At 39.2% G+C, this 25889-nt stretch carries 25 protein-coding genes, 6 tRNA genes and 1 pseudogene; 20 read left to right on the plus strand and 12 right to left on the minus strand.

Features of this window, described 5'->3' with window-relative positions; translation table 11 throughout:
- The first annotated feature begins 11 nt into the window (after positions 1–11).
- On the plus strand, positions 12–1526 hold the full coding sequence (locus E2I05_RS09970; protein WP_165905597.1) for a peptide MFS transporter: 1515 nt from the start codon (positions 12–14) through the stop codon (positions 1524–1526).
- Between the two features lie 234 nt (positions 1527–1760).
- Here the strand turns inward: E2I05_RS09970 and E2I05_RS09975 are convergent, their stop codons facing one another.
- A complete protein-coding gene (locus E2I05_RS09975; RefSeq protein ID WP_133309417.1) occupies positions 1761–2906 on the minus strand; it encodes an ISAs1 family transposase in 1146 nt (381 codons plus the stop codon).
- 138 nt (positions 2907–3044) lie between these two features.
- Here E2I05_RS09975 and E2I05_RS09980 point away from each other — a divergent pair, with 138 nt between their 5' ends.
- The 9 genes from E2I05_RS09980 to E2I05_RS10015 all read left to right on the plus strand — a co-directional run bounded on the left by E2I05_RS09980 (position 3045) and on the right by E2I05_RS10015 (position 9370).
- Complete coding sequence (locus E2I05_RS09980; protein WP_121855310.1) at positions 3045–3302, plus strand: hypothetical protein; 258 nt, start codon at positions 3045–3047, stop codon at positions 3300–3302.
- A 381-nt stretch (positions 3303–3683) separates the two neighbouring features.
- Positions 3684–3827 carry a hypothetical protein gene (locus tag E2I05_RS22020; protein WP_165905600.1) on the plus strand — a complete coding sequence of 48 codons (144 nt, stop codon included), beginning with the start codon at positions 3684–3686 and terminating at the stop codon, positions 3825–3827.
- 429 nt (positions 3828–4256) lie between these two features.
- A complete protein-coding gene (gene tnpA, locus E2I05_RS09985) occupies positions 4257–4559 on the plus strand; it encodes an IS66 family insertion sequence element accessory protein TnpA (protein ID WP_133309533.1) in 303 nt (100 codons plus the stop codon).
- Positions 4556–4903, plus strand: coding sequence for an IS66 family insertion sequence element accessory protein TnpB (gene tnpB / locus E2I05_RS09990; RefSeq protein WP_133309592.1), 348 nt, complete (start codon positions 4556–4558; stop codon positions 4901–4903). Before tnpA ends, tnpB (E2I05_RS09990) begins: the two co-directional genes overlap by 4 nt.
- Positions 4904–4986: 83 nt before the next feature.
- Complete coding sequence (gene tnpC / locus E2I05_RS09995) at positions 4987–6567, plus strand: IS66 family transposase (RefSeq protein WP_133309618.1); 1581 nt, start codon at positions 4987–4989, stop codon at positions 6565–6567.
- Between the two features lie 126 nt (positions 6568–6693).
- Entirely contained in the window at positions 6694–6891 is a 198-nt protein-coding gene (locus E2I05_RS10000) for a hypothetical protein (RefSeq protein WP_121855331.1), read from the plus strand.
- A gap of 80 nt (positions 6892–6971) precedes the next feature.
- Complete coding sequence (locus tag E2I05_RS10005) at positions 6972–7343, plus strand: hypothetical protein (RefSeq protein WP_133309597.1); 372 nt, start codon at positions 6972–6974, stop codon at positions 7341–7343.
- Positions 7340–7672 carry an IS66 family insertion sequence element accessory protein TnpB gene (gene tnpB / locus E2I05_RS10010; RefSeq protein WP_133309535.1) on the plus strand — a complete coding sequence of 111 codons (333 nt, stop codon included), beginning with the start codon at positions 7340–7342 and terminating at the stop codon, positions 7670–7672. Before E2I05_RS10005 ends, tnpB (E2I05_RS10010) begins: the two co-directional genes overlap by 4 nt.
- Positions 7673–7762: 90 nt before the next feature.
- Positions 7763–9370 (plus strand): IS66 family transposase, encoded by a 1608-nt coding sequence (locus E2I05_RS10015; protein ID WP_133309619.1) that lies wholly within the window; start codon positions 7763–7765, stop codon positions 9368–9370.
- Between the two features lie 131 nt (positions 9371–9501).
- Here E2I05_RS10015 and E2I05_RS10020 read toward each other — a convergent pair.
- The 6 genes and pseudogenes from E2I05_RS10020 to E2I05_RS22520 form a co-directional block, all read right to left on the minus strand.
- A tRNA-Met gene (locus E2I05_RS10020) sits at positions 9502–9578 on the minus strand.
- A gap of 29 nt (positions 9579–9607) precedes the next feature.
- Positions 9608–9684 (minus strand) — tRNA-Met (locus E2I05_RS10025).
- A 26-nt stretch (positions 9685–9710) separates the two neighbouring features.
- A tRNA-Met gene (locus E2I05_RS10030) sits at positions 9711–9787 on the minus strand.
- Positions 9788–9815: 28 nt separating this feature from the next.
- Positions 9816–9892 (minus strand) — tRNA-Met (locus E2I05_RS10035).
- A gap of 25 nt (positions 9893–9917) precedes the next feature.
- Positions 9918–9994, minus strand: a tRNA-Met gene (locus E2I05_RS10040).
- Between the two features lie 480 nt (positions 9995–10474).
- Positions 10475–10651 (minus strand): annotated as a pseudogene (locus E2I05_RS22520) (IS630 family transposase); the annotation flags it as partial.
- A gap of 157 nt (positions 10652–10808) precedes the next feature.
- Between E2I05_RS22520 and E2I05_RS22025 the strand changes: the two are divergent.
- The 4 genes from E2I05_RS22025 to E2I05_RS10055 all read left to right on the plus strand — a co-directional run bounded on the left by E2I05_RS22025 (position 10809) and on the right by E2I05_RS10055 (position 13653).
- The gene (locus E2I05_RS22025; RefSeq protein WP_170179627.1) at positions 10809–10955 is read left to right on the plus strand and encodes a hypothetical protein; all 147 of its coding nucleotides are present in this window, start codon (positions 10809–10811) and stop codon (positions 10953–10955) included.
- 6 nt (positions 10956–10961) lie between these two features.
- The gene (locus E2I05_RS10045) at positions 10962–11156 is read left to right on the plus strand and encodes a hypothetical protein (protein ID WP_133309620.1); all 195 of its coding nucleotides are present in this window, start codon (positions 10962–10964) and stop codon (positions 11154–11156) included.
- Positions 11157–11234: 78 nt separating this feature from the next.
- Positions 11235–12740 carry a transposase gene (locus E2I05_RS10050; protein ID WP_133309621.1) on the plus strand — a complete coding sequence of 502 codons (1506 nt, stop codon included), beginning with the start codon at positions 11235–11237 and terminating at the stop codon, positions 12738–12740.
- Positions 12741–12960: 220 nt separating this feature from the next.
- Positions 12961–13653 carry an ISAzo13-like element transposase-related protein gene (locus E2I05_RS10055; protein ID WP_244935433.1) on the plus strand — a complete coding sequence of 231 codons (693 nt, stop codon included), beginning with the start codon at positions 12961–12963 and terminating at the stop codon, positions 13651–13653.
- Here E2I05_RS10055 and E2I05_RS10060 read toward each other — a convergent pair.
- Together E2I05_RS10060 and E2I05_RS10065 are read right to left on the minus strand one after the other, a co-directional pair.
- Complete coding sequence (locus tag E2I05_RS10060; protein ID WP_133309623.1) at positions 13628–14221, minus strand: IS630 family transposase; 594 nt, start codon at positions 14219–14221, stop codon at positions 13628–13630. The genes E2I05_RS10055 and E2I05_RS10060 overlap by 26 nt on opposite strands.
- Positions 14122–14625, minus strand: coding sequence for a helix-turn-helix domain-containing protein (locus E2I05_RS10065; RefSeq protein WP_133309624.1), 504 nt, complete (start codon positions 14623–14625; stop codon positions 14122–14124). Before E2I05_RS10065 ends, E2I05_RS10060 begins: the two co-directional genes overlap by 100 nt.
- 369 nt (positions 14626–14994) lie before the next feature.
- Here E2I05_RS10065 and rlmKL point away from each other — a divergent pair, with 369 nt between their 5' ends.
- The 5 genes from rlmKL to rmf all read left to right on the plus strand — a co-directional run bounded on the left by rlmKL (position 14995) and on the right by rmf (position 21660).
- A complete protein-coding gene (rlmKL, locus tag E2I05_RS10070) occupies positions 14995–17136 on the plus strand; it encodes a bifunctional 23S rRNA (guanine(2069)-N(7))-methyltransferase RlmK/23S rRNA (guanine(2445)-N(2))-methyltransferase RlmL (RefSeq protein WP_121851966.1) in 2142 nt (713 codons plus the stop codon).
- Positions 17129–17368: a glutaredoxin family protein gene (locus tag E2I05_RS10075; RefSeq protein ID WP_121851965.1), complete on the plus strand. Its 240-nt coding sequence runs from the start codon at positions 17129–17131 to the stop codon at positions 17366–17368. The genes rlmKL and E2I05_RS10075 overlap by 8 nt, the downstream gene beginning before the upstream one ends.
- Position 17369: 1 nt before the next feature.
- Entirely contained in the window at positions 17370–19304 is a 1935-nt protein-coding gene (locus tag E2I05_RS10080) for an ABC transporter ATP-binding protein (protein ID WP_121851964.1), read from the plus strand.
- A 23-nt stretch (positions 19305–19327) separates the two neighbouring features.
- A complete protein-coding gene (locus E2I05_RS10085; protein WP_121851963.1) occupies positions 19328–21175 on the plus strand; it encodes a DUF3466 family protein in 1848 nt (615 codons plus the stop codon).
- A gap of 305 nt (positions 21176–21480) precedes the next feature.
- Complete coding sequence (gene rmf, locus E2I05_RS10090; protein WP_121851962.1) at positions 21481–21660, plus strand: ribosome modulation factor; 180 nt, start codon at positions 21481–21483, stop codon at positions 21658–21660.
- 562 nt (positions 21661–22222) lie between these two features.
- On the opposite strand, the gene fabA is transcribed toward rmf, so the two are convergent.
- Both fabA and E2I05_RS10100 read right to left on the minus strand, forming a co-directional pair.
- Positions 22223–22738, minus strand: a complete 516-nt coding sequence (gene fabA / locus E2I05_RS10095; RefSeq protein WP_121851961.1) for a 3-hydroxyacyl-[acyl-carrier-protein] dehydratase FabA — start codon at positions 22736–22738, stop codon at positions 22223–22225.
- Positions 22739–22832: 94 nt separating this feature from the next.
- Positions 22833–24566, minus strand: coding sequence for a S16 family serine protease (locus E2I05_RS10100; RefSeq protein ID WP_121851960.1), 1734 nt, complete (start codon positions 24564–24566; stop codon positions 22833–22835).
- Between the two features lie 235 nt (positions 24567–24801).
- Here E2I05_RS10100 and E2I05_RS10105 point away from each other — a divergent pair.
- Positions 24802–24891 (plus strand) — tRNA-Ser (locus tag E2I05_RS10105).
- Positions 24892–24984: 93 nt separating this feature from the next.
- On the opposite strand, the gene atcC is transcribed toward E2I05_RS10105, so the two are convergent.
- Positions 24985–25884 (minus strand): cold adaptation protein AtcC, encoded by a 900-nt coding sequence (gene atcC, locus E2I05_RS10110; protein WP_121851959.1) that lies wholly within the window; start codon positions 25882–25884, stop codon positions 24985–24987.
- Positions 25885–25889 lie beyond the last annotated feature (5 nt).

Consider the following 25889-nt stretch of genomic DNA (forward strand, 5'->3'; position numbering starts at 1 on the left):
AGCGAGGAACTATGTCAGAACAACTTAAGCCACAAGTTAGTAAAAAACGTTCATTTATGGCGGTATGCTTAATTGAAGTGTGGGAACGGTTTGGTTTCTATGGCATGCAAGCACTGATTATTTATTATATGGTGCAACGTTTAGGTTTTGAGGATTCTAAAGCGAATCTAGTTTGGGGTGCTGCAGCGGCACTTATATATGTATCTCCTATTGTTGGTGGATGGATTGGAGATCAAATTTTAGGCACTAAAAGAACCATGGTACTTGGTGCAGTTATTATGAGCCTTGGTTATGCGTTAATGACAATACCTACAGTAAACACTTGGTTTTTATACGTTTCTTTAGGGGTTGTTGTTGTCGGCAACGGTTTGTTTAAACCTAATGCTGGAAATTTAGTTCGAAAGATATTTAAAGGTGATGATGAGCGATTAGATAGTGCTTTCACCATTTATTATATGGCTGTAAACATTGGTTCTACAGTTTCTATCTTACTGACACCGATTATAAAAAGTAAATTAACCGCAGTTTATGGCGTTGACATCGGTTGGCATGGTGCATTTAGTGTAAGTTGTGTTGGTTTAATTATTGGCCTAGCTCATTACTTCGCTATGAAACAAACTCTTGTTTATTATGGTTCCGATGCTGACGATAAGCCTTTAAATATTAAAAAATTAGTGTTTGTAATTATAGGCTCGGTTTTGGCCGTCCTAGCTTCTGCGCTAATACTTGAATACCAAGCTTTAGCTCGAGCTTTTGTATATATTGCGGTCTTAATTACAACGATTATATTTGTATATTTAATCGCTAAAAGTGAAATTAAGGAGCGCTCTGGTTTAATTGTTGTATTTATTCTAACAATTCAAACTGTTTTCTTTTTTGTGTTTTACCAACAAATGTCTACTTCATTAGCTTTATTTGCACTCCGCAATGTTGATTGGAACTTTAATGTATTTGGATTTCATATGTGGACCTGGCAACCGGCTCAATTTTTTGCCTTAAATCCATTATGGATTATGATATTAAGTCCTTTTCTAGCTTGGCTCTATAATTGGACAAATAAAAACAATATCAATTTCTCTGTTGCCACTAAGTTTTTCTTAGGTTTTGTTGTTGTTGCGCTCGGTTTCTTCATTTTTAGTTTTTCTGGAGAGTTTGCTGTTGATGGTAAAACGTCTTCATGGGTGATGATTTGGGGATATGGTGCCTATTCATTAGGTGAACTTTTAGTATCAGGACTTGGACTTGCAATGATAGCTCGCTTTGTGCCTGAGAGAATGGGTGGTTTCATGATGGGAGCTTATTTTGTCGCTTCAGGAAGTTCACAATATCTCGGTGGTGTGGTGGCAAATTTTGCAAGTATTCCAAAAAATGTCACAGATCCGCTTCAAACTCTTCCTATTTACACCGATTTATTCAATAAATTGGGTTATGCTGCCATTGGATGTACATTAATTTCGTTAGCAGTTTTACCTAAGCTGTTGAGCCTTACTAAACATCATGAGAGCTATGTTGCTTTACAAAAGTGATCATTCATTCAGATTGTTTTTGTTATAGTGAAAGCTTCATATTACATATGTGTCGTTAGATATATAAGTACCTGTCGATAAGTTCTTTGATAATTATTGTGTTCAGGTTTAGTGCCATACAAGACGCAATGTAGGGCGCATAGCCGTAGCTATGTAACCGAAGTTGCAACACCGTAGAGTGCTGAAACTGGGCACTAGAAAATCTTAAGAAACTTATGGTCAGGCAGGGCGGGATTATGCTTTGATGAAATATTCACCAAACAAAATCTCAGCCCTAAATTTTGCATCCCAGCAGGCTCTCTGCATCTTGCCAGCAACACTGTCTTTTGAAGAGTGACTTTTAACTAAGTTCAAAATCTTTCTTCTGATTGTAGCCAAATTTTTTGCACCATCATCAGCATAAATTTTACAGGCATCCTCTTTAAAAGTGACATCGAGAACCCAATGCTGACTATTTTCAATTGCCCAATGCTTCCGTATATATTTAGCGATATCTTTCACATCACTGGCTAACGAAGTTATGTAGTAAGACGTTTCTTGACTTGATTTATTCTTCAGCTCTCGCATTCGAGTGACTTCAACAACGGCATGACTGCCTACAAATTTAGCTGTTTCGTCAAACCAATTTGTAATTGGCAAAAGGCGATAATGTCTTTCATTAATTCGTCCGTGCTCACCGTCTAATTCTGTAAAGTGATTCTTTTTTAAAAGCTCTGGTGTATCTCTATAGCACTTATGAAAATAAGCTTCAATTTCAGCAAGTAATTTACCTTGATTCTTTTTCACTTGAAGAACGTAATCACCTTTTCCCTCACGTATTAAGGCTGTAGTTTCTTTCTGGCAGTGCATGGCGTCAGCGGTAATAACTGCATTTTCAATGTCCATGTGTTTTAGCATGGATTGCATTACAGGGATTTCGTTCGTTTTAGTCGACGTTTCTTTTTGACGTATTATCAGTCCATTATCCACAACCATTGCCGTCATTAGTTGAAGCGCTGCTACGTTATCCCCGTGCTTAGAACCACAAGCCACTTTACCATCAAAGCTGATATGCTCTTTACCATCTCGTTCCCGTAATGTGTTGGAAAAGTTAATAAAGCAAGACATCATACTTTCGGCTTTAACACCTCTAATTATTCTTCCAATTGAATGTCTTGTCGGGATACCGTTACTAAATGGACGGTATTGTCTTAACCAATCTAATTGAGCTTCCCCAAAAATGTTGATGGCTTTCCACCCTGTCGCACCGCAAAGCACTGCGGCAATAGTAAGAAAAATAATATCCGCTAAATCATACTCTTTATTGGCTTCTACACGATGGTCTTCAATTTGCTCAATCTCTTTCATTACGTCCATAATCAGGCTCAAATCAGTATTCATTTGTCGATCTGATCATCGTTATAGAGGAAAGTTCAAAATTTCTTTAATTATTTTTTCAAGACCTAAAGCGCGATCCCGCCCTGTATGGTCAGGTACATAGATGAATCTTTCATTGTACTTTCCGGTTGAGGTGTGTGTATGGCAGCAGGTGAAATTGGTGGCTCACTAGATATTCCCAGAATATTCAAATCAGATAAAGTTGCCGTTGTTAGTTGGGACTCAGACCATGACAGAATTCATAATATAGATGGTGAATTAAATTTTAATTCCGAAAGTATACTTGAAGTTGATTGTCATCAGACTGGAAGTAGTGAATTAGGGTCTGTTGATCTTTCAGGATTAAATTTTATGCTATTTGAATATTTATCTGTTCAAGGCGTGAGCAGTGATGCTTAGCCATCTAAGTGAGCTGGTCATAACACAGAACAGTGAATGCTCAAAAGCATCGAAGACAGCGTAAATTGGTCATTTCTGCTGCGTTATCGTTTTCTTATTTGGAATAACCAAACCTCACAAACTCTGCCTTGCATAAAATAACCAATTTATCGCTGCAAAAACAATCACGAAAGATCAACAGACCCTAGTTAGAAAACAATATAAAGCAACTTCAATAGGGCAGTTTGAAATTTTTAGGCCAGGCATTGACAAAAAAATTATCCGTCAAAGAGTACATTTGACACGTGAAGGGATTAGGGGGGGTATTGCCTATTTTTTGGATATAAAGGACTTATTCCAATTGGGTTTGGAGGAAAGTTATCGAAAGCATTGGCAGATACAATGAATAACTCTGGCAGAGATATGTTCGCAGTAGTTGTTGACGATAAAGATGGAACTATTGTTAACTTTGAAAATCTTGACCTTTTAAATCAAATAAATGCAGGTGCTGATACCAATGAACCTGACATTGAGCACATCTATTAAAAATCTAAAATTAATGAATAGTTACTCACTTTTGAGTTGTAAAAATGTTCATATCGGATAATTTTAAGTAAAACATAGATAAAAAGGGATTTCTTATTCAACCTTAACCACATAACTATTCCGTGTGCGCAATGTCAGATGAACCTCAACAATTCGAAGTTAAAATATTTTTCAAAGAAAGCCATGATATTGAATATCGAACTTATGCCGTTGAGAACCTTTTTTCTTTAGGTGAAAACAGAGTTAAAATTTCTATTTAGATGAAAGAGGTAGATTTGATGATAATGTACATGAAATGTTCGGAAGAGGCAGGCCGTTTATAGATCAGTTACAGTTATATTGTAATGTAACCGTGCAGTAAACCCCATCTTTTCAGAGTAAAAACCATCCCTTAAAATCTTTGCCACTTTTCAACTATTGAGACGCGGCATGACAAACCGAAAAACACCTGAACAGTGGCAAGCTCTGGTAAGGCAGCAAAGCGAAAGTGAATTAACCGTTACCGCTTTTTGCCGCAAGTATAAGTTGGCCATCAGTTGCTTTTACACTCACAAAAAAAAATCGAAGCAACAATCAAGTTTTACTCAAGCCGTTGTTACTACTGCATCAGCTCCCCCCATTCCAGCTCAACAGCCAGTGATCAAACTTGAAACCAAGATAGGTGATTTAATTTTCCCTGCTCAAATACCTCCTCAAATTATTATCGATGTCATCAAAGGATTGCAATCATGATTATGTTTCAACAATTGCCCAATGTGTATTTATACCGTGACTTCATTGATTTTCGTAAATCGATTAATGGGTTAAGCGCCGTTGTTGAACAACAAATGGAATTGCCTTCTACCGATGGCAGCGTGTTTGTGTTCTGCAACAAAAACCGAGATAAACTTAAAATCCTTTATTGGGATAAAACAGGTTTTGCGCTTTGGTATAAACAACTGGAAAGAGACAAGTTCAAGTGGCCAGCCAAGATTGATACCGAGCAGATGGTGCTTTCTGAGCAGCAATTTCACTGGTTACTTTCAGGTTACGATGTCGTTGGTCATCAACAAGTTTTTGTTGAAAGTTATTGTTGATTGATCGCTAAAACGGATGTTGATTTCATTAATTAGATCACTGATATCGCCTATTATCATTTGGTTTTTGGTAAAATAATGCCATGACCAAAAGTATCCAATCTTTACTCGACGACAACGCCTTACTCCAACAATTACTGTTGAAGCAACAGGCTTTGCTTGAGAGTAAGGACAGTGAAATTGCAGAGTTAAATCAATCATATCAAACCTTACTGGAGCAATTTCGTTTAGCTCAGCATCATCGCTTTGGTCGAAGCAGTGAAGTTTGTGAGGCTCAAGGTGAATTGTTTAATGAAGCTGAAACTCTGGTTGAAGACGATATTTTAGAAGCTGATACCACACCTGAGCGAGAAACCACTCCGCCAAAGACAAAAGAAAAGCCTAAACGCAAACCATTACCTAAACACTTACCACGTGTTCAAGTGATCCATGACATTGATGAAGCAGACAAACAGTGTGACTGTTGCGGTCATCAGCTTCAACAAATGGGCAAGGATGTCAGTGAAAAACTGGAGTTTATCCCTGCTAAAGTTAAAGTTATAGAAAATATTCGCTTAAAGTACAGCTGCCAGCATTGTGAGAAAAGCGGTACTCAACCCAACATCAAGCAAGCATCTGTGCCTAGCAGCCCAATACCAAAAGGTTATGCTACGCCGAGTTTGCTCAGTCAAATTATCACCAGTAAATATCAATATGCCTTACCGCTTTATCGACAAGAAACCATGTTCAAACAACATGGTATTGAAATCAGTCGACGCACCATGTCGGACTGGATGATGAAATGCGGTGCGTTATTTAAACCCTTGCATCAACGGTTGAGAGAAATACAGCTCTCACAACCCGTGATTCAAGCAGATGAAACTACGGTAAAAGTCATCAATGATGAACGAGCGAAATCGTATATTTGGGTGTACTGCTCAGGTGCTGATTCACCAGCATCGAGTAATGTCGCATTTAAAGGTATTCCCATCATGCGTAATATCGTGCTGTTTGATTATCAAAATGGCAGTCGCTCAGGTGCTTGTCCGCTGAAGTTCTTGGGTGATTTTAATGGTTACCTGCAAACTGACGGCTATGCGGCTTATCAAAAGGTTAACGCTGAGCTTGTCGGTTGCTGGGCGCATGCAAGAAGAAAGTTTATTGAAGCTCAGACAGCGCAAGGGAAAACCAAAGTTGGTAAGGTCAATGTCGCCATCAGTTTCATTCAAAAACTGTATGCAATAGAGAAAAACATTGCTGACTTATCTGTTGATGAAAAAATGAAAAAAAGACAAATTAAGTCCGAACCTATCTTGGCAGATTTTAAAGCTTGGCTGGATAAGTCAGCACTGCAAGTATCAAGTAAAGGCAAACTAGGTGAAGCCATTACTTACAGCTTAAATCAGTGGAGTAAATTAAAACGCTACACAGAAAGCGGCTTGTTGAATATCGATAATAATCGTGCCGAACGAGCAGTAAAACCGTTCGTCATCGGCAGAAAAAATTGGTTGTTCAACATCAATCACAAAGGTGCTGAAACCAGCGCCATGCTCTACAGCATAATCGAAACTGCAAAAGCTAACGGTCTAATTCCTTTTGATTACATCAATCATTGCTTAGAAGAACTCGCAAAATCACCGATCGAGCTTGAAAGCTTGCTGCCATGGAATGTTAAGCTGGGCTAGATGTAGTTCAGCGGACGTTTACATTGTAATTTACGTTTTGTAAAAGATGATCAAGCGGCAGATAAATATTTAGTTATTGGTTGGGATTCTAACAAAGGGGTTGTAGAGGGTATAAGAAATGTAAGTTTGTTTGATTTTAAAGCTAAAATATTTCCTGTTTGTATAGAATCTTTAGGCAGAAATGTAATTAGAATATTCCGTGCAACAGTTGTTAACAATGAAGGAAGAGCAGAAATAAAAATAGAGGATGTTACTAATCGTGTTTATAAAAAGAATGAAGCTATAAAACTCACTATTTGTACAATGCAACTTGAAAGTTTTTAACTGTGAGTTTACGGCAGCATAGTGCAACTTTAACCCAATAATTTGATGTAATGATGGCAGATTAATTATCGGAGCCCATCATGCCAAATATAGAGCCATTAACTCGCGTCGCCACAGTCTTCGCCCATTGGCGCATAAATAAGCCGAGTCGCGGAACTAAAATACCAAACACTCTCCGCGAGCAAGCCATTTCATTGCTAGAGCATTACTCATCATCACAAATTTGCACCGCTTTACGTATCAGTGGCTCTCAATTTAAACAATGGTGCCAGGTATCAAACTCGGCAGAGTCCATTACAGACTTCATTGAATTACCCAACTTACCTGAGGTCATCAAGCCCAATTCCCCAGTAAAACTTGAGTTGAATCTATCTAATGGCGACAATATTCATATACAAGGTGTGGTGGATGTTCACTTTATTTGCGCCCTTATCGGGGCAATGAAATCATGATCTATTTAACTTCCAACAGTCGTATCTTCATTGCGACTCAGCCTGCTGATTTTCGCTGTAGTATCGATGGACTGGCGGCCGTGTGCCAACAGCGCTTGTCGAGTAATCCGCGTTCAGGCTCGATATTCGTCTTCATTAATCGCAACAAAACCATGATACGAGCCCTCACTTATGAGCATAATGGCTTTTGGCTGATGACCAAACGGTTATCAAAAGGAAAATTTCATGGATGGCCACGTCATCATGGCGTTATGCAACCGATGGCTGCGGCACAATTACGGCAATTACTGAGTGGTGAACCTTATTTATCTTCAAGTCGCTTGAAATAAATCGCACTTACCGGTTGATTATTTTATTTATCGGATCATACTGCCCGCCGAATTCATTTTTCCTATTCGCCTAAGCTGGACTGTCCTTTAATGAGTAAACCGTTTACTGATATCGACCACAACGCGCTGGAAGCACTGATAGTTCGTGTTACTGAAGCCAAAGAGCATGAATTAGCACTGTCTCCAGAAGATTGTCAGTTGTTACTTGATGCCTTAGTGACGTTATCGACGATGCAGCAACGATTAACCAATCACGATGTCACCGTGCACAAATTGCGTAAGTTACTTGGCATTGAAAAGTCTTCAGAAGCCTTGTCTCGTGTCAGTAAAAGCAATAAAGGAAGCGGTAAACACACTGCGGGTAAAAATCGTAAACCCAAAGAGAGCGGTGAAGATTTCACTCCCGCTAAGCCAGTTGTGATAGTGCATCAGAGTACAGATGTGAAAAAGGGTGATAACTGCCTAGAGTGCCACATGGGTAAAATGTACAAAACCGACCCAGGCAGTTTACTGCGTATCACAGGGCAAAGTCCGTTTAAGCCAGAGCAGCATGTCATGGAGCGCTTTCGCTGTAATGCTTGTGGTGCTTACGCTACCGCCGCTTTGCCAGTTGAAGTGTTAGCCGACGGGAGCGAGCAACAAAAATACGGCTACTCAGCTCGGTCATTAATGGCCATACACAAGTATTTTGCCGGGTTGCCGTTTTATCGCCAAGGGAGCATTCAAAAGCTGCTTGGTGTCAAAATCACTGCGTCTACTGTGTTTGACCAAGTTGAATATGTGGCCAATGATATTTACCCTGTTTATCAAATGTTGGTTAACCTCGCGGCCGATGCGAAGCATTATTATCTCGATGACACGACTCACCGAATTTTGGATGCTACGCCAATAGAAAAACCGGTGCGTAACAGTGACAAGACACAAATGCGCAGCGGCGTGTACACATCAGGTGTTATTGCGACCACTCAAGCCAATGATAGTATCGTGTTGTTTGAAACTAATATTGGTCATGCTGGCGAATTCATCGATAGCCTGTTGCACAAACGCGGTACTCATCAATCTAGGCCGATAATGATGAGTGACGCTCTGGTCAGTAATCGCCCTACGGTAAGAGAATGTCTGCTGTCATTGTGTAACAGTCATGCCAGACGACAATTTGTTGATGTCATTAACCATTTCCCCGATGAAGTCGAGCACGTACTGACACGTTATGGTGAAATTTGGGCTTACGAGCAGCACACTAAAGAGCAAAAGTTTACGGCAACAGAAAGGCTGAGTTACCATCAGCAACATTCGTTGCCTGTAATGAAAACCATCAAGCAGTGGTGTACAACACACCTTAACGATGAAACAGTTGAAGAGAATAGTGGTTTAGGTAAGGCGATGCGATATTTTGTCAAACATTATGTTGGCTTGAGCTATTTTTGCCACTACGAAGGTGTATACATCGATAATAACCGTATCGAAGCCATGTTAAAAATCATCGTTCGTGACCGAAAAAATGCGATGTTCCATAAGACGTTACTTGGCGCTACGATTGGTGATGTCATCACGTCAATGATTGCAACAGCAAGTGAAGCTGGCATCAATGTGTTTGAGTATTTCACATTTTTACAGAGAGAGAAGGATAAAGTGAAAACCAATCCTGAAGAATACCTACCGTGGAATTATCGAGAAACAGTCGTCATTGAAAAATAATATAGCTGTAAAAAATGGACTTGGGCTAATCGCCTAGGTCTAGCTGTACCTGAAATAATTTAGTTTTTCACGCTATGCTGCCGTAAGCTCACTTTTAACTAAACAATTTAATGAACGTAGAAAACTATAAATGGTTGCGGGAGCTGGATTTGAACCAACGACCTTCGGGTTATGAGCCCGACGAGCTACCAAACTGCTCCATCCCGCGTCTGAATTGTTGCTGTGATTATTAATTAATGGTTGCGAGAGCTGGATTTGAACCAACGACCTTCGGGTTATGAGCCCGACGAGCTACCGAACTGCTCCATCTCGCGTCCGAAAACTAATATACTATCAAAACTGGTTGCGGGAGCTGGATTTGAACCAACGACCTTCGGGTTATGAGCCCGACGAGCTACCATGCTGCTCCATCCCGCGTTCGTATTGATATTTAAATTTATGTGTTTGGTTGCGGGAGCTGGATTTGAACCAACGACCTTCGGGTTATGAGCCCGACGAGCTACCAAACTGCTCCATCCCGCGTCCGATACATAAATTTATTTTCAAGTGGTTGCGAGAGCTGGATTTGAACCAACGACCTTCGGGTTATGAGCCCGACGAGCTACCAAACTGCTCCATCTCGCGTCTGTCTTGAAAGCGGGATGGACTATAACGATCCGCCCTGAGCAATGCAAGCTTAAAGTGATAAAAACGTCTTGAGTGCTCAAATAAGGCTCACAATGGGCTTATTTTCTACATTTAGTCATTTCTTCAACTCACAACGTTATCATTTTCCAATTTATTTTAATATTGAACAACCACTAAGTTTGCTTTTGGAAATAATTTCTTATCTTTTATCCTAGTAGTCCATTCATATGAATTCTACAGTTAAAGCTGTTCTGGTAAACCATAGTCATAGGAGAGCTAAGAATCATATATCGATATTTATTGTTTTAAACTCTTACTTAACTTTTGTTCACAATCAATTGACAAATAAGTGATGTCTGAACAAAACACCTCCTCCCAGCCCTTGGCAAGTCAGTAGGATTCTAGCTTTTCATGCTTTGATTAACGAATGTGTAACTGGATTTCGTTAATCAGTGAACTTCTGTTAAAAGGCTCACTTTACTCTGGGAGTACGGGGTAAAGTTTCTTTAATTTTATACGTGCCTCCTCAGTCGTGAACTGCCAGTTCATCTTAGCCTTGGACTCATTACGCTCGGTAACCCAGGCTTCGACTTCAGTATTTAGTGTTTCCTGATCGGGTATTCTTCGGTTTAAGCATTGCCTGCTCAAGATACTTAGGGATGCTGCGACTTAGGTTATACCGACGTATAATCCAAACAGAGTAATTTACGGTTGCAGCCAAATGTCTACTTCAATTTACCTTTCTAGTGAGTCCAAAAGGATAATTAAACTTGCATCCAGTAAATTTCATGGGATGGAGAAAAGAGTTTTTATGGCCGAAGTATCCAAAACCTTCTGCTGTGGGAGTCCACGCTTAACTGAAACAGAATTTGGCTGGTGTCGAAAGGCTGTTGCGTTTGGGCTTCATGAACAAGAAATGGGCTTCGAGTGTTTCGGACACTATGACGGAAAACCTTGAAGTGAAGTGAGTCAGCCTCAATTAGAAATAGATATTAGAGCGTTAGTAGATCCTGAATCGCAAGCCGACCCGAATTTTAAAAATACGTTTGTGTATACCCGAATTACAGCGAAAGGCGTCAGAAAAAAGTTAATTGAAGAAAAAGGCTGGCTACCTGAAGAATTACCTAAAGAAAGAACGGAACCCATCAGATACGGGTAACAAATAAATGAGAAAATCTGAGGAGAAAAACGTTATTTATTGAGATAATAAGCCGACTAAAACTATTCTCAAAATAAAATGCCGATACTCGACCGAACACCGCTTAACTCCTCAGACAAATTCGAACTTCTCTTAAAAACTATCGCTTGCCAAGTGCATGGTGCAGTTTCTTCTCTTTCTGATGAATTTAATGTTTCTCGTAAAGCCGTTTACTCCGCTAAATATGCGGCTCAATCGGCACTAAAGTGCCTTGTTACTACCAACGACGAATCTGATGTCATTACATCTGTAAATGTTGACGTACCACATCTTCGCCGTTCTATTGTGGCTTTATCAATCACAGCACCTAACTCTATTCGAGCAATTGAAGAACAAATCCCACTCATTTATCCAGGCTGTAAAGCCAGTTACGGTTACATTCAAGGCGTTATCGTTGAAGCTCAAGAGCAGGCTAAGTTATTTAACGAAAAAGTGTCGCTATCAGCCATAAAGAGTGTGGCCATCGATGAGATGTTCAGCCAAGGTGACCCCGTACTTGCTGGGATAGATCTCGAAAGTGGTTATTTATTTTCACTCTCTCACGAACAAAAGCGTGACGGTGAAACTTGGGCACGAGTTTTAGGTGAAGCTAAATCACAAGGATTATCACCTCAGCACGTCGTTAAAGATGGAGCAAAAGGAATAGCGAAAGGCGTTAGCATGAGCTTTGAACATGCAGAGCAACGTGATGATGCTTTCCATGCGTTGTATATCGTAGGTAAGGCGCTGAGAAAGGTTGAACGTCGGGCGTACTACTACATTGATAAAGAGGCTAGTTTGGAAAAAAGATTGCATAAAGATGTATTCGATACAGAGAAAAAGCAGCAGACAATGGTTGATTTCTTAGGCGTGCAAGCGAAATGTGAGCAAGCGATTGAGCAATATGAAAGTGGAACGAAAAGCAGAAATCATCTCCACCAAGCTTTGACCAATATTTCCATGAAAACGGGTAGCCTCATGACGAAAAAACAGGCTGAAGCCTTGCTAACGAAGGCTGTTGATGGCTTAAAAAATACTGAGCATAAAGATGGCATCACCGCTGCTAGATACATAAAAAATCGTTTGAAAGGACTGACATTAGCAACTAAAGCACTTCACGAAAAGTTACTGAAACTTGGCGAACTTTATCCTCAAGAATGCGTTGAAGTGGCTTGTCGCTTCTCTGAACGAAAGCGCCAATTACGAAAAGCTAAACCTTGGAAAATAGCGCGGTATCAGAAAGAATTAGTTGGCAGTTATCAGTGGTTGCGACTCCGTTTAGGCAAGAGTGCCAGCGAACTTATGCTGCAAGTGGAAGCGTTGCATCAAACTCGCCACAGAGCATCAAGTGCCATTGAAGGATTTAATGCCACTCTACGGTCTTACCTTTATGTCCGTAAAGGAGTCAATCAAGGTTTCCTCGAGTTATTTAAAGCTTGGTACAACCTTCGCTCAAGACGCTGGGGGAAACATAAAGGAACTTCATCGTATCAGAATATCACAGGGAAAAAAGTTGATGACTGGCTAACAATGCTGAATTTTCCACCTTCGGATTTACACCACTAAGCACTCACAAACTTTGTGTGATTTACGGTAGCGGTTCAACTGAGGTTGAGCTGGCTATCTCTCTTTGATTTGTTACCTTTAAGACCTATGTTTTGATCAGTCCTGAAAGAACCATTAACGACATATTAAATCGACTGGGATATAGACTTCGACGAGTCCAAAAAACTAAACCCCAAAAAAAATTCCTCAAACAGACGCTATCTTTGAAAACGTAAACAAAATCAATAAAGAAACAACCGGTAATAAAAAAGTCATCCGTATTAGTATCGACTGCAAAGCGACAGTTAATGTTGGTGAGTATTCCCGTTACGGTAAATCTCGTAGTGCTGATGCTGTTCAAGCGTTGGATCATGATATGGAAATAAAAAAGAAAATGATCCCGTTCGGAATTCTTAACCTCGACAATGATCAACTTCATGTTTTTTATGGCAACTCAAATAAAACAAGTGACTTCATTTGTGACGCACTTGAATGGTGGTGGGATTCAGTTAAAAGTGAAAATCTAGAAGTGGAAGAACTCATTATTTTTTCAGATAAGGGTCCTGAAAATAGTGGCTGTCGTACTCAATACCTGTTTAGATTAGTAGCGTTTAGTGAACAATCGAAACTCAAGATTCGAAACGTCTACTACCCGCCATACCACAGTAAGTACAACCCGATAGAACGAGTCTGGTCATCGTTAGAGAGGCATTGGAATGGCACATTACTGAGTACAGCCAAAACGGTAATAGAATGGACAAAAACAATGACATGGAAAGCGATGAGCCCAGTAGTCAATGTAATTGATAAAATTTACTCAAAAGGAGTCAAGCTCAATAACAAAGAAAAAGAAGAGCTGGAAAGTAAAATAGTCAGAAATAGTGAATTACCAAAGTGGGATCTTACAATCACTCCAATTGCGGTAGATTTTTAAATGCTAGATCCCTTAATTCAATTTCAGCCATATCCAACCAACTTCCGTGCTTTGGCGTGTAATGAAATTCTATTTTATTGATCAACCTACGAGCTTCTTCTGGTTCGAAGGCCTTATAAAATGAAGCCGGTGTATGAGTATTCAAGTTATCCTCAACTAATACAATTGTCTCAGCGTCCTTATAACGCCCGTCTACTAAGGCTTTTACTTGATGAGCCCAATCAATGGCCGTTCTGTGTTCAGTGACTTCAACATGTCGCCAGCCCGCTAAAGGCTCAAATATCATGAACAGGTTGCTGACACCGTTACGCTCATACTCTGTATCGTATCGCTCTGGATAACCTGAAACTAAGGGTAACGGATTGCGAACTTCTTTAACTTGTTGTTTGCTGGTTTCATCAAGGCATACTAAAGGACGCTTAGGATTGTAAGGAAGTTTATAGAGTTCTAATATATCTTCCATAGCACTCACGAAGGCAGCGTTTTCCTCTTTAGGTATACACCATTCATCTTTAAGCCATGGTTTAAGTTCGTTTTTTTTAAAGCATAATGAACAGAAGTTCTTGATATGTTATCGATATATTTGAGTTCAATCATCTTGTCTCTAAGAAGATTTAATGTCCAACGGCAACGTCCTTCAGGAGGCGTAGAGCAGGCCAGTGCAATTAGGTGGGCTTCGGCTTCGCCATCCATTATGCGTCTGCGGCCTTGATGGCTGTGTTTGCTATTCACAGCGACTTCTAATCCTTCTTCGACAAAACGCTTTCTAAGGCTCGTTACTGCAAGTGGTGAGATGTTTAGTGCTTTAGCAATCTGTTGATTGATCAGTGGCGAATTATTCTCATCAATAGCAAGTAAAATTTGGGCGTGTCGTTTCTTATGTTGAGCAACACGTGGTTTCTTCTGCTTTATCAAAGCCTCAAGCATTGAACATTCTTCATTACTCGAACGAACGTGGTATTTAACCCTCATAACAACTCCAGTGTTTCTTGTGTTCAGGAGTTGTTAGGATATAACCATTCGGTCATTATTTGTTCTTGAATGGACTACTAGAAAAATCAGTTGGTGGCGCTCTTAAACGCAGAGAAAATTTTCGATATCAAGGCGTGACTTGAAGTAAGTAGTAGTTCTACTTATAAAAGTTACAATGCAGCAAGCGGTAATTTTCTCTGCGTTTAAGAGCGTCAAGCATTCACTCAATGGATGAGTACACTTTATGACTTTTATGGTTGAACTTGAGTTACTAATCTTACTTTTATGCGTCCAACTGATTTTTCTAGGCTTATATGCCTCAACAGGTATAATGTCGGTCATTATTTTTTCGGCGTTTTGAAGTAACAGATGTTTGAATTTTTTGCAGCGGCCCCACGCGGGTTTGAGTACAGTCTAGCTCAAGAGTTAGATAAGTTAGGTGCGAGTGATATTAAAGAAAGTGTAGCAGGCGTATACTTTTCAGCTTCCTTAGAGTTAGGTTATCGTATTACTTTGTGGAGTCGTCTTGCGAGTCGAATCGTTTTATTACTTCAAAAAGCGTCATGCACCACTCCTGATGAATTATACGACACGGCTTATTGTATTGATTGGCCAAGTCATTTTTCAAATAAATCGACGTTTAGTATCGATTTTCATGGAACTGGTGGGTTCATTAAGAATACTCAGTTCGGTGCGCTTAAGATTAAAGATGCTGTGGTTGACCGTTTCCGTGACGATGGTGAAGCACGTCCTAACGTAGAAAGGTCTGAAGCAGAATTTAGAATCGATGCACATTTTCGTAAAGGTACGATATCTATAGGCATCAATTTCTCAGGCCCTGGACTTCATCAACGTGGATACCGAAGTGACACTGGCTCTGCGCCATTGAAAGAAAACCTTGCTGCGAACATGCTTGCTCGTAGTGGTTGGATTGAACAGCAAACTGATTTATTTGACCCATTCTGCGGCAGTGGAACGATATTAATTGAAGCTGCAATGGTTGCTGCTGATATAGCACCTGCTTTACATCGCCAGAGTTTTGGTTTTGAAAAATGGCGAAGACACAATTCAGAGTTGTGGGATTCAATATTACAAGAGGCAGAGGCTCGAGCTTCATTAGGTAAATCCCGTTGCGAAATTAAACTGTTTGGATCTGATATTGACCCAAGAGTAGTGAACATCGCTAAGCAAAATGCTAAAAATGCCGATGTTGCACAGTTTATTGATTTTGAAATTGCAGATGCACTGGCAATGAACCCACCTTTTGAAACAGGGACTTTAGTGAGTAATCCTCCTTACGGTGAGCGTTTAGGCAAAGTCACTGGGCTCCTGCAGTTATATTACAAGCTTGGTGAGCACTTTAAGTTTACTTTTGGTGGCTGGAAGCTTGCACTGCTTTGTAGTGAAATTGAATTATTATCGGCTTTAAAACTGAAAGCAGATAGACAACTTAAAATGTTTAATGGTGCTATGGAGTGCGGTTTTAATCTTTACACTATGCATGCCACAAGTACTCGTCGAGAAAGAACAGAAACCAAAGTCAATGACACTGCAGAAGTTAGCATTGCTAACGTGGCACCAGATTTCTGTAATCGCATAAAGAAAAACCTTAAACAGCTCAATAAATGGGCTAAGAAAGAAGGTATTGATAGCTACCGTATTTATGATGCTGATTTACCCGATTACAATGTAGCAATCGATAAATACTTAAATCATCTTGTTGTTCAAGAATATGCTGCACCAATTGAAATTCCGGAGTCAGTTACTAAACGTCGTATTAGTGATATTTTATTAGTATTACCGCAACTTACGGATGTTGCTCCAAATAACATCGTTGTGAAGACACGTTCACGCCAAAAAGGTAGTAACCAATATCAAAAACGTAATCAAGACAAAGTTGAGTTGATCACCACAGAATACAATGCCAAGTTTAAGCTAAATTTATCTGGTTATTTAGATACAGGGCTCTTTCTTGACCATAGATTAACAAGACGCTTAGTCGGTGATAAATCAAAAAATCGTCATGTACTGAATTTATTCGCTTATACTGGCACAGCATCTGTTCATGCTGCTTTAGGCGGTGCAAAATCGGTGACCACAGTTGATATGTCACATACGTATTTATTGTGGGCTGAAGAAAACTTTAAACTTAATGGTATTTATGGAAATCAATATCATTTCGAGCAAGCGGATTGCCTTCAGTGGATAAAAGAATCAGAAGAACAATTTGACTTGATTTTCATTGATCCGCCAACCTTTTCTAATTCAAAAAGAATGGAAGATTCATTTGAAGTCGAGCGAGATCATGTTGAATTACTCACAGATCTTATGAAGTTACTGATGCCAGATGGAGAGATTATATTCTCAAATAATAAGCGGAAATTTAAAATGGATATTGAAGCTTTGGCAAAAATTGGTATTAAAGTTGAAAACCTTGACGCTAAAACACTGCCATTGGATTACAAACGTAACCCGCAAATTCACAATACATGGTTATTAACACATGGCTGATTTTTCAAAACAATTTGTTTTGTTTCATACCGAAGGCTGCCATTTGTGCGAAATAGCTCAAAGAATGGTGGCCAAAGAAGCAATTGATTATCAACATCAAGATATTTGTGACGATGATCAATTGGCTGATAAATATGGTGTAAGTATTCCTGTCCTTTATGACAGTCTAAATAATAAAGAATTATTCTGGCCGTTTGAGCAAAACGACGTTCAGAAGTTTATAGGAGCATAAATTGAGTCTGGTTCGTATTAATAACGGTGCATTAGCTTTCGGTCATACACCACTTTTGAAAGATGCTGATTTTACTATTGAGCCCGGAGAACGGGTGTGTATCGTTGGCCGTAACGGTGCTGGTAAGTCGAGTTTAATGAAAGTGCTTGCTGGTGACATTATTTTAGATGATGGTGAGTTTAATATCGCTACTGATGTTAAAGTGAGCCGCTTGCAACAAGACCCACCAAAATCAGAATCAGGTTCAATATATTCTTATATCGCCGCAGGCGTTGCTGAAATTGGCGATTTGCTTCAAGCTTATCATGATCTTTCTCATCAATTAGAAACAGCTGATGCTGACTCTATGGAAAAAATGCTGAATAAAATGCAGCGGATTCAAGAGAAGCTGGATCATAATAATGGCTGGCAGCTTGATTCTCGAATAAACCAAATATGCCAATTACTTTCATTAGATTCTGAAAAGCAGCTTTCTGAACTATCGGGTGGTTGGCAGCGTAAAGTTGCATTAGCGAGAGCCTTAGTCAGTGAGCCAGATCTGTTATTATTAGACGAACCGACTAACCATCTAGACATTGATACGATTGAATGGCTTGAACAGTTCTTGATGAGTTATAAAGGCGCGATTGTATTTGTCAGTCATGACCGTGGTTTTATTCAAAGAATGGCAACTCGAATTGTTGATTTAGATCGTGGCGTAATTACAAATTGGCCGGGCAGTTACCAAGCTTATCTTGATGGAAAAGCTGAATGGCTGCGAGTTGAAGAAGAGCAAAATGCACTTTTTGACAAGCGCTTAGCCGATGAAGAAACATGGATTCGTCAAGGTGTTAAAGCAAGACGAACCCGTAACGAAGGTCGAGTAAGAGCGTTAAAGTCGCTTCGAAAAGAACGAATGGAGCGTATCAACAGACAAGGTAACGTAAGTATGTCTGTTGGTGATTCAGAGCGTTCAGGCAAGCTTATCTTTGAGGTAGAAAAAGTTAATTATGATATTCCTGAAAAGAGACTGGTAAATAATTTTACAACCCGTGTTATGCGTGGTGATCGTATTGCGCTCATTGGGCCTAATGGTTGCGGTAAATCTACGCTCATTAAGTTACTTTTAGAGCAACTTGAGCCGCAATCAGGTGAGATTAAAGTAGGCACTAAGTTGCAAGTGGCATACTTTGACCAATACCGTGAAGCACTCGATCCCGAAAAGACAGTAGAAGAAAATGTCGGTGAAGGGAAGAGTACAGTTACTATCAATGGTAAAGATCGCCATATATTGAGTTACCTGCAGGATTTTTTGTTTTCACCACTACGTGCACGTACCCCAGTTAAGGCATTGTCAGGCGGTGAGAAAAACCGTTTATTGCTTGCAAGACTATTGTTACGCCCTGCGAACTTAATTGTTCTCGATGAACCAACAAATGACCTTGATATTGAGACCTTAGAATTGTTAGAGTCTCTACTGGCTGATTTTGGCGGAACACTTCTCATTGTTAGCCATGATAGAGCATTTATCGATAATACCGTGACAAGCAGTTGGTGGTTCGAAGGTAATGGACGTTGGCAGGAGTACGTTGGAGGTTATCAAGACGCTGTTTCTCAAGGCGCTAAAATTTATTCTGAGGAACCCGAAGAGAAAATCGCTGTCCAATCAAAAGCTGAGCCTAAGAGAGCTGATGTTTCGCAAGTAAAAGAAGAACCATCAAAGCTTAAGTCGGCAAAAAAAATGAGTTACAAATTGCGGGATGAATTAGAAAAATTACCTGCAAAGATGGAAAAACTTGAGAGCGAAGTTGAAGAACTACAAAAAACTATCGCCCATGCTGATTTTTACAATCAAGAGCAAAATAAGGTCAATGAAGTTTTACAAGCATTGGCAGACAAAGAACAGCAACTAGAAACCTACTTTGAGCGCTGGGAAGAATTAGAATCGCTTAAGTAACTGAGTTAAACAGGAAGATATTAATGAAGTTAACGCTGGATAAAGCTTTATCTGCAGTAGCAGTAAGTGTAATTGGAGCATTAGGTACTGCAGTTGCAGCGCCAGTGTATGAAATTGTAAATTTAGACGATTATGATTTTATTGGTGAAGGTCGTGGAACACTAGAAAACACCCGTAGTGGATATGCGCAATCTATCAACGCGAATAATGAACTCGTAGGTATTGCTCAAGGGCGTAAAAAACTCAGTGCTGAAGATATCGATGTAGATATTATCGATGTTGAAGATGGTATTGCACCATCAGAAAGAATTACATTTAGCATTAACTCTCCAATTGTTGCTAATACTTTTGGTTTTGTAGCGAGTACTGTATGGATCCCAACATTTGAATCGGTAAATGGTTCTACGGATCCAAAAGATTCGAGTGTGACTAACTCTGTTGATAGTCAGTTTTTTGGTATTAATGACGCTGGCATAAAAGTCGGAAACATGACGGCACCAGAAGATAGAATTACCTATACAGGGACTACGGAAAACCAAGAATTCTGGTATATAAGAGCTTACGAGCAACGGGGTATTGCTAAGCGTGGTGATACTGAGCTCCCACTATTACCTCCTTATCATACTTACACTAACTCAGATGGAGAGGCCGCTGAAATAGGTGGCTATGCGGGTGCAACAGCGATTAATAATCATAACTTGATTGTAGGTTACGCAAGTACCGATATTGCTGATCCAAGCAAAGCTAGAATCGATACCTGCATCGATTCAACTACAACGCCTACGGATGTTTGTATTCAAGAACAACAGTTTCCAAGTAGCCAAGGCAGTAGAAACATTAATTACCAAGTACGTGGCTATCTATGGCAATTGAATAGCGATGATACAGTCACTGGAACATTACTTCCTTTAGGTTTAACGCCTGAGGCAGACTCAACGGTAACATATTCAGCACAAGCTTTAGGTGTAAATAATGCTGGTGTTGTAGTTGGGCGGTCTAATACTTATCGTAACGGTGATAAAGACCGTTTGCGTGATGATGCGGCTTATTGGACTAAAAATAGTTCAGGAGAGTATCAGTATAATTGGGTTCCTTCAGTAAATGAGGAAGAAGATATTAACTCTATTGCCTATGATATTAATGACAATGGCATATTAGTAGGTAGTTATAGATCGTTTATCGATGGTTTCCAAAGAGACAAATTCTTTTATTTCGACACAAATTCATCAGGTGGATCAGTCGTTGTTCCAAACGACTTTTTTGATCAACTTTCTGACTTTGCTTCACGTGGACGTAGTATTAACAACAAAGATCAAGTTGTTGGATACATTGAAACTACTCAAGATAAAAATACTGCACGTCCGAAAGCTGGTTTCTTATTCGATAAATCTTCTGAAGAGTTTTCGAATTTAAATGATTTGCTGACCTGTGAATCCAAAGGTTACATTGTAAGTGGCAGTGAAACTCGTCGTAATGAAGTGACGGTAGTAGACGGCTCAGGTAAAGAGTTAGTTTATGAATCTGATATTGTGGTTGCTGACGCTGCGAGCATTAATGAAGATGGCACAATTGTAGGCACGGCACTCATTCGCAAACCAGTGTATCAGGTCGATGCTGATGGTAATCCTGTTTTAGATGAAAATAGTAATCTTCCTTTGTTTGAGTTAAACGCTAATGGTCAGCCAGTCACTTCATCTTTACCAAGAATGGTTGTTTTACAACTAACAGGCGATGATGTGCAAGCTGGGGAAAAAGCTTGTACATTTACGGACAAAGTTGATGAAAAACCGTATGAAAGAAAAGGTGGCGGAATGTTGACTTGGTTGTTTGCACTACCTCTTTTATTCATTAGGCGTAGAAAAGTTCATTAACTTTAGTAACTTACTAAAAACAAAAGAAAACGACGCGTTATAGAGTCGTTTTTTATATCAGAATACTTTAAAGTCGGTTAAAAATTAATCAAAAAAATATTGATCTTGGGTTAAAAAAGCATTATTTATTAGATCTGATTGTATTTTAAATTTTACATTGACTGATATATCGTGACATTGAAAACAGGATCAGTAAAGCAAGACATGCTGTTTACCTGAGACAGTCCGGTTCGTCATAATAATAGAGTTTGAAAACGCAACAGATTGGCCCAACTTTTTATTTGCTGTATATAGAGGACAGGAATATGAAAAGACAGAAACGAGATCGATTAGAAAGAGCTTACTCAAAAGGATTTCATGCCGGGATGGGAGGACGCTCAAAAGAAATGTGTCCATACTTAAACGTGAACTCTCGCTCTCAATGGCTCGGTGGATGGCGTGAAGGAGTAGATGATAGATTTAATGGAATTCAACCAAATAAGTAATGCCAATTACAGTAATTAATCTCTGACTCAGCAAGAGATAAAGGTTTTCAGTACAAGGCGCATGTTCGAAGTACTATCGGGATAATTCAAGAACGTGCAACGCAGTAATGGAAACTTTTAGCCTTGCCCTACGGGAGCTTGTATGCGCAAAAATTACTTCACAAAATTATTTCAACGTAGATAACTATGTTTTCACCGATTTCGTTTGTACTTTGTGCGCATACATAGCTCTGAGTTGAGCATTTAAAGCATCAGTTGACTGCGTTCTCAAGCGTAGAAAAAATGGCTGATAGTAAGGCGTAGCTTGCAGCAAGTAGTTATTCTACTTGCAAAAGTTACAACGCAGATAGCAGTCATTTTAGCAAGCTTGTGAGCGTAGAGCACTTCACTCATTGGGTGAAAGCCATGATGATAAAGTCATCTTATTGACTCAAACAGTTACTCATATCATATGCTCAGCGTTCAACTGATGTTTAGGTTTAATTACTGTAATTGGTATAACCTAAATAAACAAGCCCTCATAAAAGAGGGCTTGTTTATTTTTAAAATCTTATAGAGAAACTTAAAACGTTGAAGTATCGGTAAATATTCCAACTTTCAAGTCAGTTGCGGAGTAAATTTCACGGCCATCAACTTCAATTACCGCATCAGCCATACCCATAACCAATTTTCTATTTATTTTTCTTTTAATGTTAAGGCGATATGTTACTTTTTTTGCGGTAGGTAATATTTGTCCTGTGAATTTCACTTCTCCAACGCCTAAAGCACGACCTTTTCCTTCGGCACCTTCCCACCCTAAGAAGAAACCAACTAACTGCCACATAGCATCTAAGCCCAAACAGCCGGGCATAACAGGATCACCGACAAAATGACAATCAAAGAACCATAAGTCTGGATTGATATCTAATTCAGCAACTATTTCACCTTTACCAAATTCACCGCCATCACTATTTATTTTTGTGATTCGATCGATCATTAACATATTTTGAACTGGAAGACGAGGTGAATTTGCACCAAATAAATCACCGTGACCGCAAGCGATTAATTCTTCTTTAGTGAAACTGTTAGCGTTATTCATATTATATCTATTCAAATCGAAAGTGACTGCAAGGTTAGCGAACACATGTACGCTAAACAACTCCGATCAGCTATTTTTAAAGATAAAATTGAATCTAATCACGGTTCAATTTTAACATTGTCACTAAACGCTCAAATAAAGTTGGCTCTGCTTCAAATTCACCAGCTAGTTCGTTTAATCTTTTTTGCACCTGACCATAAAGGGTTTTTTCAGGGAAGTCATTATCTTCGTCAGCAACTCCTGCGGGTTGTTGCATCAGTATTTCAATAACTTGATCCACGTGGTCAACTTGAAAAAGAGAAAATAAGCCGTTTTTAACGGCGTCGACAATTTCAGTTGGAAGATTAATTTGTTTAACATTAGCTTTAGGAATAATCACACCCTGTGAGCCTGTCAATTTGCGTCGATTACAAAGATTAAAAAAACCAGTAATTTTTTCATTCACTCCACCAATTGCTTGAACATTTCCAAACTGATCCAAAGCACCTGTTACTGCAATGTTCTGTAAAATAGGTGATTCGCTTATGGCTGATAGTAGGCAGCAAAATTCTGCTACTGAAGCGCTGTCTCCGTCAATTTCTTGATAAGATTGTTCAAATACAATATTGGCATTTAAATGCAAAGGCGCATCACGACCAAAAATTCGATATAGGCAAGATGATAAAATCATCATTCCTTTTGCATGGATGTTACCACCTAATTCTGATTTTCTTTCGATATCAGCGACTTCACCATCACCATAATGGGTTGTACAAGTGATTCTAGCTGGTTCTCCATAGCTATAATCGCCTGTATCTATCACAGTAAGCCCATTGACCTGTCCGACCATTCCACCATCAGTTGGTAAAGTAATAAACTTGTCATCAAAATTTTGAGCTGAGTAGACTTCTGATAAATTATGCCGACGTTTTTTAAACTCGAGGGTTTTAATTACGTCAATTTGATCGATTGTCGTGGAAGATGAAAGTGCTTTTATTTGAGCTAACACTTGTACAAGTTCTGACGAGGCTAAAGATAACCGTTGCTGATGCTCAACAAGGCTGGATGAATAAGTAAAAAGTGCCTCAAGTGCAGACTTGCTTAGTTTGACAGATAGACTTTCCGCTAAAGCATCTAGCCACAAGGCATAATCAGACTCTGGGTAAGCCAGTAAATCAACCTCGTTATTGACTTCACCAAGGAGAGGAAAATGTCGGTTAAATCTTTCGTCTTGGATGCGGAGATGGTTGTATAAACCTATTGGGCCAACTAATACAATTTTACAATTTAAAGGTACTTGTTCTAAAGTAGAGCTTACTCGATAGTACCCAGTATCAAGAGTATCGATTAACAGAGACCAAATACCTTCTTTTTCCAATAAGGATTCAATACTTATAAATACGGTGTGATTTTCAGCAAACGCACCATTTTTATATTCTGATATTTTATCATTTACAATGGTTTTTCCTAATAAGTCTATACGTCTTATATTGCCAGACAAATAACAAAAGGAGTTGGATTTTTCAGCGATAACACCAACATTTTTAGGGGCAGGGTGCTTGTGCCATTGCAGATCAATTTCGGCTGAATCTGCTTTGGCGGCAGCAAGAAATTGAGGCTCTTTATCGTTAGACAGGCTTATTAAAGCATCGATAAATAGATTTCGCTCGATACCTGTAAAATCTGCAATGTATAAATGTTGAGAAGGTAACTGTTGAGACAACTGAAATGCTTCAACTACACGCTCTTGACCGAGTAATAAATGTCGCTTGTCACACTTAGCTCGAAAGCCTGTCGGGATATTGTATTTTGGAGTAAGTTCACTTGCAGGAATTAGCTTCGGATTCATATCAATATTATCAGATTTCTTTTAAGCAGAAGTTTATCACAATGTTACTGTTGAAGTCGTACCTCTCATATTATCTAAGAGGGATAAGTTTAGAGTTCGATTGCCAGCATATCCCCCAATTAAAGGTTATTATTGCTGAAAATAAATACTGAGCGATTGATTTGCAGACACTTGGCTCATTTTATAAAATTTTATATTTACAGCATATTAGTTTTTGCATATTATCAGCGCGTTCGGAGGGGTGGCAGAGTGGTCGAATGCACCGGTCTTGAAAACCGGCAACGGTTTATCCCGTTCCAGGGTTCAAATCCCTGCTCCTCCGCCACATTAAGAAAAGGCTACTTAATTGAGTAGCCTTTTTGCTTTCTCTAGAAAGGAGAACTGATTATCGATTATTTCGATAATCAGTTCTCAATATTTATAGGTAAAGGTATAAAGGCCAGCCTAATAATCCAGCCATACCTTCTTTATGTTCTAAACGTTCAAGTTTTTCTGGGCTTGCACCAGCTATCAGTTGTTGCTGATATTTTTGGGCAAACTTTAATGTTCTAATAATTGCCGTATTGAATTTAGCGTTTAAATCTTCATTCAAAGTTTGTTGAAGCTGCTCAGGAAGTGAGACTAGCATTCTATTTTTAGTTTCTTGGACAAAATCTTCGCTAAACCACAAGGGTTCGAACCTAATATTAGAAATTTTTTTCTTCAAGTCTTCTTTAACTTTTGTATTACTACCAAAAAATATTTGATAAATCAGTGCCTCAGAAAACATTTCCTCTAGGCTTCTACACTCAACAGGATCGTAGCTTGAGTTTGTAAAGTAAAGGCTTTGAATTGCCTCAGCGGCTTGTTGGCTGAGGTGTTCTTGAAGTGCGCTTTGATAGGCATTCCAGCCATCCCATTCGTCAGTATCTGCAGGAGACGAAATTTGATTAAGAAGACGCTTTTCGACTTCGCCATAAACTGACTTTGTATTCATCAATCTGTATTTACTAACGGTGGCCAGCATGGTCCAACCTTTTTGAAAGGACTTCACAAGGCCATCACCTTTCTTTAACAATAGAATTGCTTTTATTTGGTCATGGTTTGCCATCGTCATTAAGCCAAGACTAGCAATTCCGATAACATCTTGAGACGCTTGCTCTAATAAATGCATTTTGTGTTTATTGTAAAATTTATCAGCAAGCTTTAGGCTCATTAAAACACCTTTATTTTTTATTGCTGATATTTCAGAAGAAGATAAGATTTCTTCTTCGATTGCGAAACGCAAAACCTTCGACAAAAAAGGACCTTGATTAGGGTCGTGTAAAACAAGCTGCATTTACT

Source organism: Parashewanella spongiae (assembly GCF_004358345.1).
GTDB lineage: Bacteria > Pseudomonadota > Gammaproteobacteria > Enterobacterales > Shewanellaceae > Parashewanella > Parashewanella spongiae.

Excerpts from the sequence above, each read along its gene's own strand:
- tnpB (WP_133309535.1), top strand. The coding sequence starts at position 7,340 with ATGATCTATTTAACTTCCAACAGTCGTATCTTCATTGCGACTCAGCCT.
- rmf (WP_121851962.1), top strand. The coding sequence starts at position 21,481 with ATGAAAAGACAGAAACGAGATCGATTAGAAAGAGCTTACTCAAAAGGA.
- tnpA (WP_133309533.1), top strand. The coding sequence starts at position 4,257 with ATGACAAACCGAAAAACACCTGAACAGTGGCAAGCTCTGGTAAGGCAG.
- E2I05_RS10075 (WP_121851965.1), top strand. The coding sequence starts at position 17,129 with ATGGCTGATTTTTCAAAACAATTTGTTTTGTTTCATACCGAAGGCTGC.
- tnpB (WP_133309592.1), top strand. The coding sequence starts at position 4,556 with ATGATTATGTTTCAACAATTGCCCAATGTGTATTTATACCGTGACTTC.
- tnpC (WP_133309618.1), top strand. The coding sequence starts at position 4,987 with ATGACCAAAAGTATCCAATCTTTACTCGACGACAACGCCTTACTCCAA.
- E2I05_RS22025 (WP_170179627.1), top strand. The coding sequence starts at position 10,809 with ATGGCCGAAGTATCCAAAACCTTCTGCTGTGGGAGTCCACGCTTAACT.
- E2I05_RS09980 (WP_121855310.1), top strand. The coding sequence starts at position 3,045 with ATGGCAGCAGGTGAAATTGGTGGCTCACTAGATATTCCCAGAATATTC.
- E2I05_RS10005 (WP_133309597.1), top strand. The coding sequence starts at position 6,972 with ATGCCAAATATAGAGCCATTAACTCGCGTCGCCACAGTCTTCGCCCAT.
- E2I05_RS09975 (WP_133309417.1), bottom strand. The coding sequence starts at position 2,906 with ATGAATACTGATTTGAGCCTGATTATGGACGTAATGAAAGAGATTGAG.
- fabA (WP_121851961.1), bottom strand. The coding sequence starts at position 22,738 with ATGAATAACGCTAACAGTTTCACTAAAGAAGAATTAATCGCTTGCGGT.
- E2I05_RS10065 (WP_133309624.1), bottom strand. The coding sequence starts at position 14,625 with ATGAGGGTTAAATACCACGTTCGTTCGAGTAATGAAGAATGTTCAATG.
- E2I05_RS09970 (WP_165905597.1), top strand. The coding sequence starts at position 12 with ATGTCAGAACAACTTAAGCCACAAGTTAGTAAAAAACGTTCATTTATG.
- atcC (WP_121851959.1), bottom strand. The coding sequence starts at position 25,884 with ATGCAGCTTGTTTTACACGACCCTAATCAAGGTCCTTTTTTGTCGAAG.
- E2I05_RS22020 (WP_165905600.1), top strand. The coding sequence starts at position 3,684 with ATGAATAACTCTGGCAGAGATATGTTCGCAGTAGTTGTTGACGATAAA.
- rlmKL (WP_121851966.1), top strand. The coding sequence starts at position 14,995 with ATGTTTGAATTTTTTGCAGCGGCCCCACGCGGGTTTGAGTACAGTCTA.
- E2I05_RS10050 (WP_133309621.1), top strand. The coding sequence starts at position 11,235 with ATGCCGATACTCGACCGAACACCGCTTAACTCCTCAGACAAATTCGAA.
- E2I05_RS10015 (WP_133309619.1), top strand. The coding sequence starts at position 7,763 with ATGAGTAAACCGTTTACTGATATCGACCACAACGCGCTGGAAGCACTG.
- E2I05_RS10085 (WP_121851963.1), top strand. The coding sequence starts at position 19,328 with ATGAAGTTAACGCTGGATAAAGCTTTATCTGCAGTAGCAGTAAGTGTA.
- E2I05_RS10100 (WP_121851960.1), bottom strand. The coding sequence starts at position 24,566 with ATGAATCCGAAGCTAATTCCTGCAAGTGAACTTACTCCAAAATACAAT.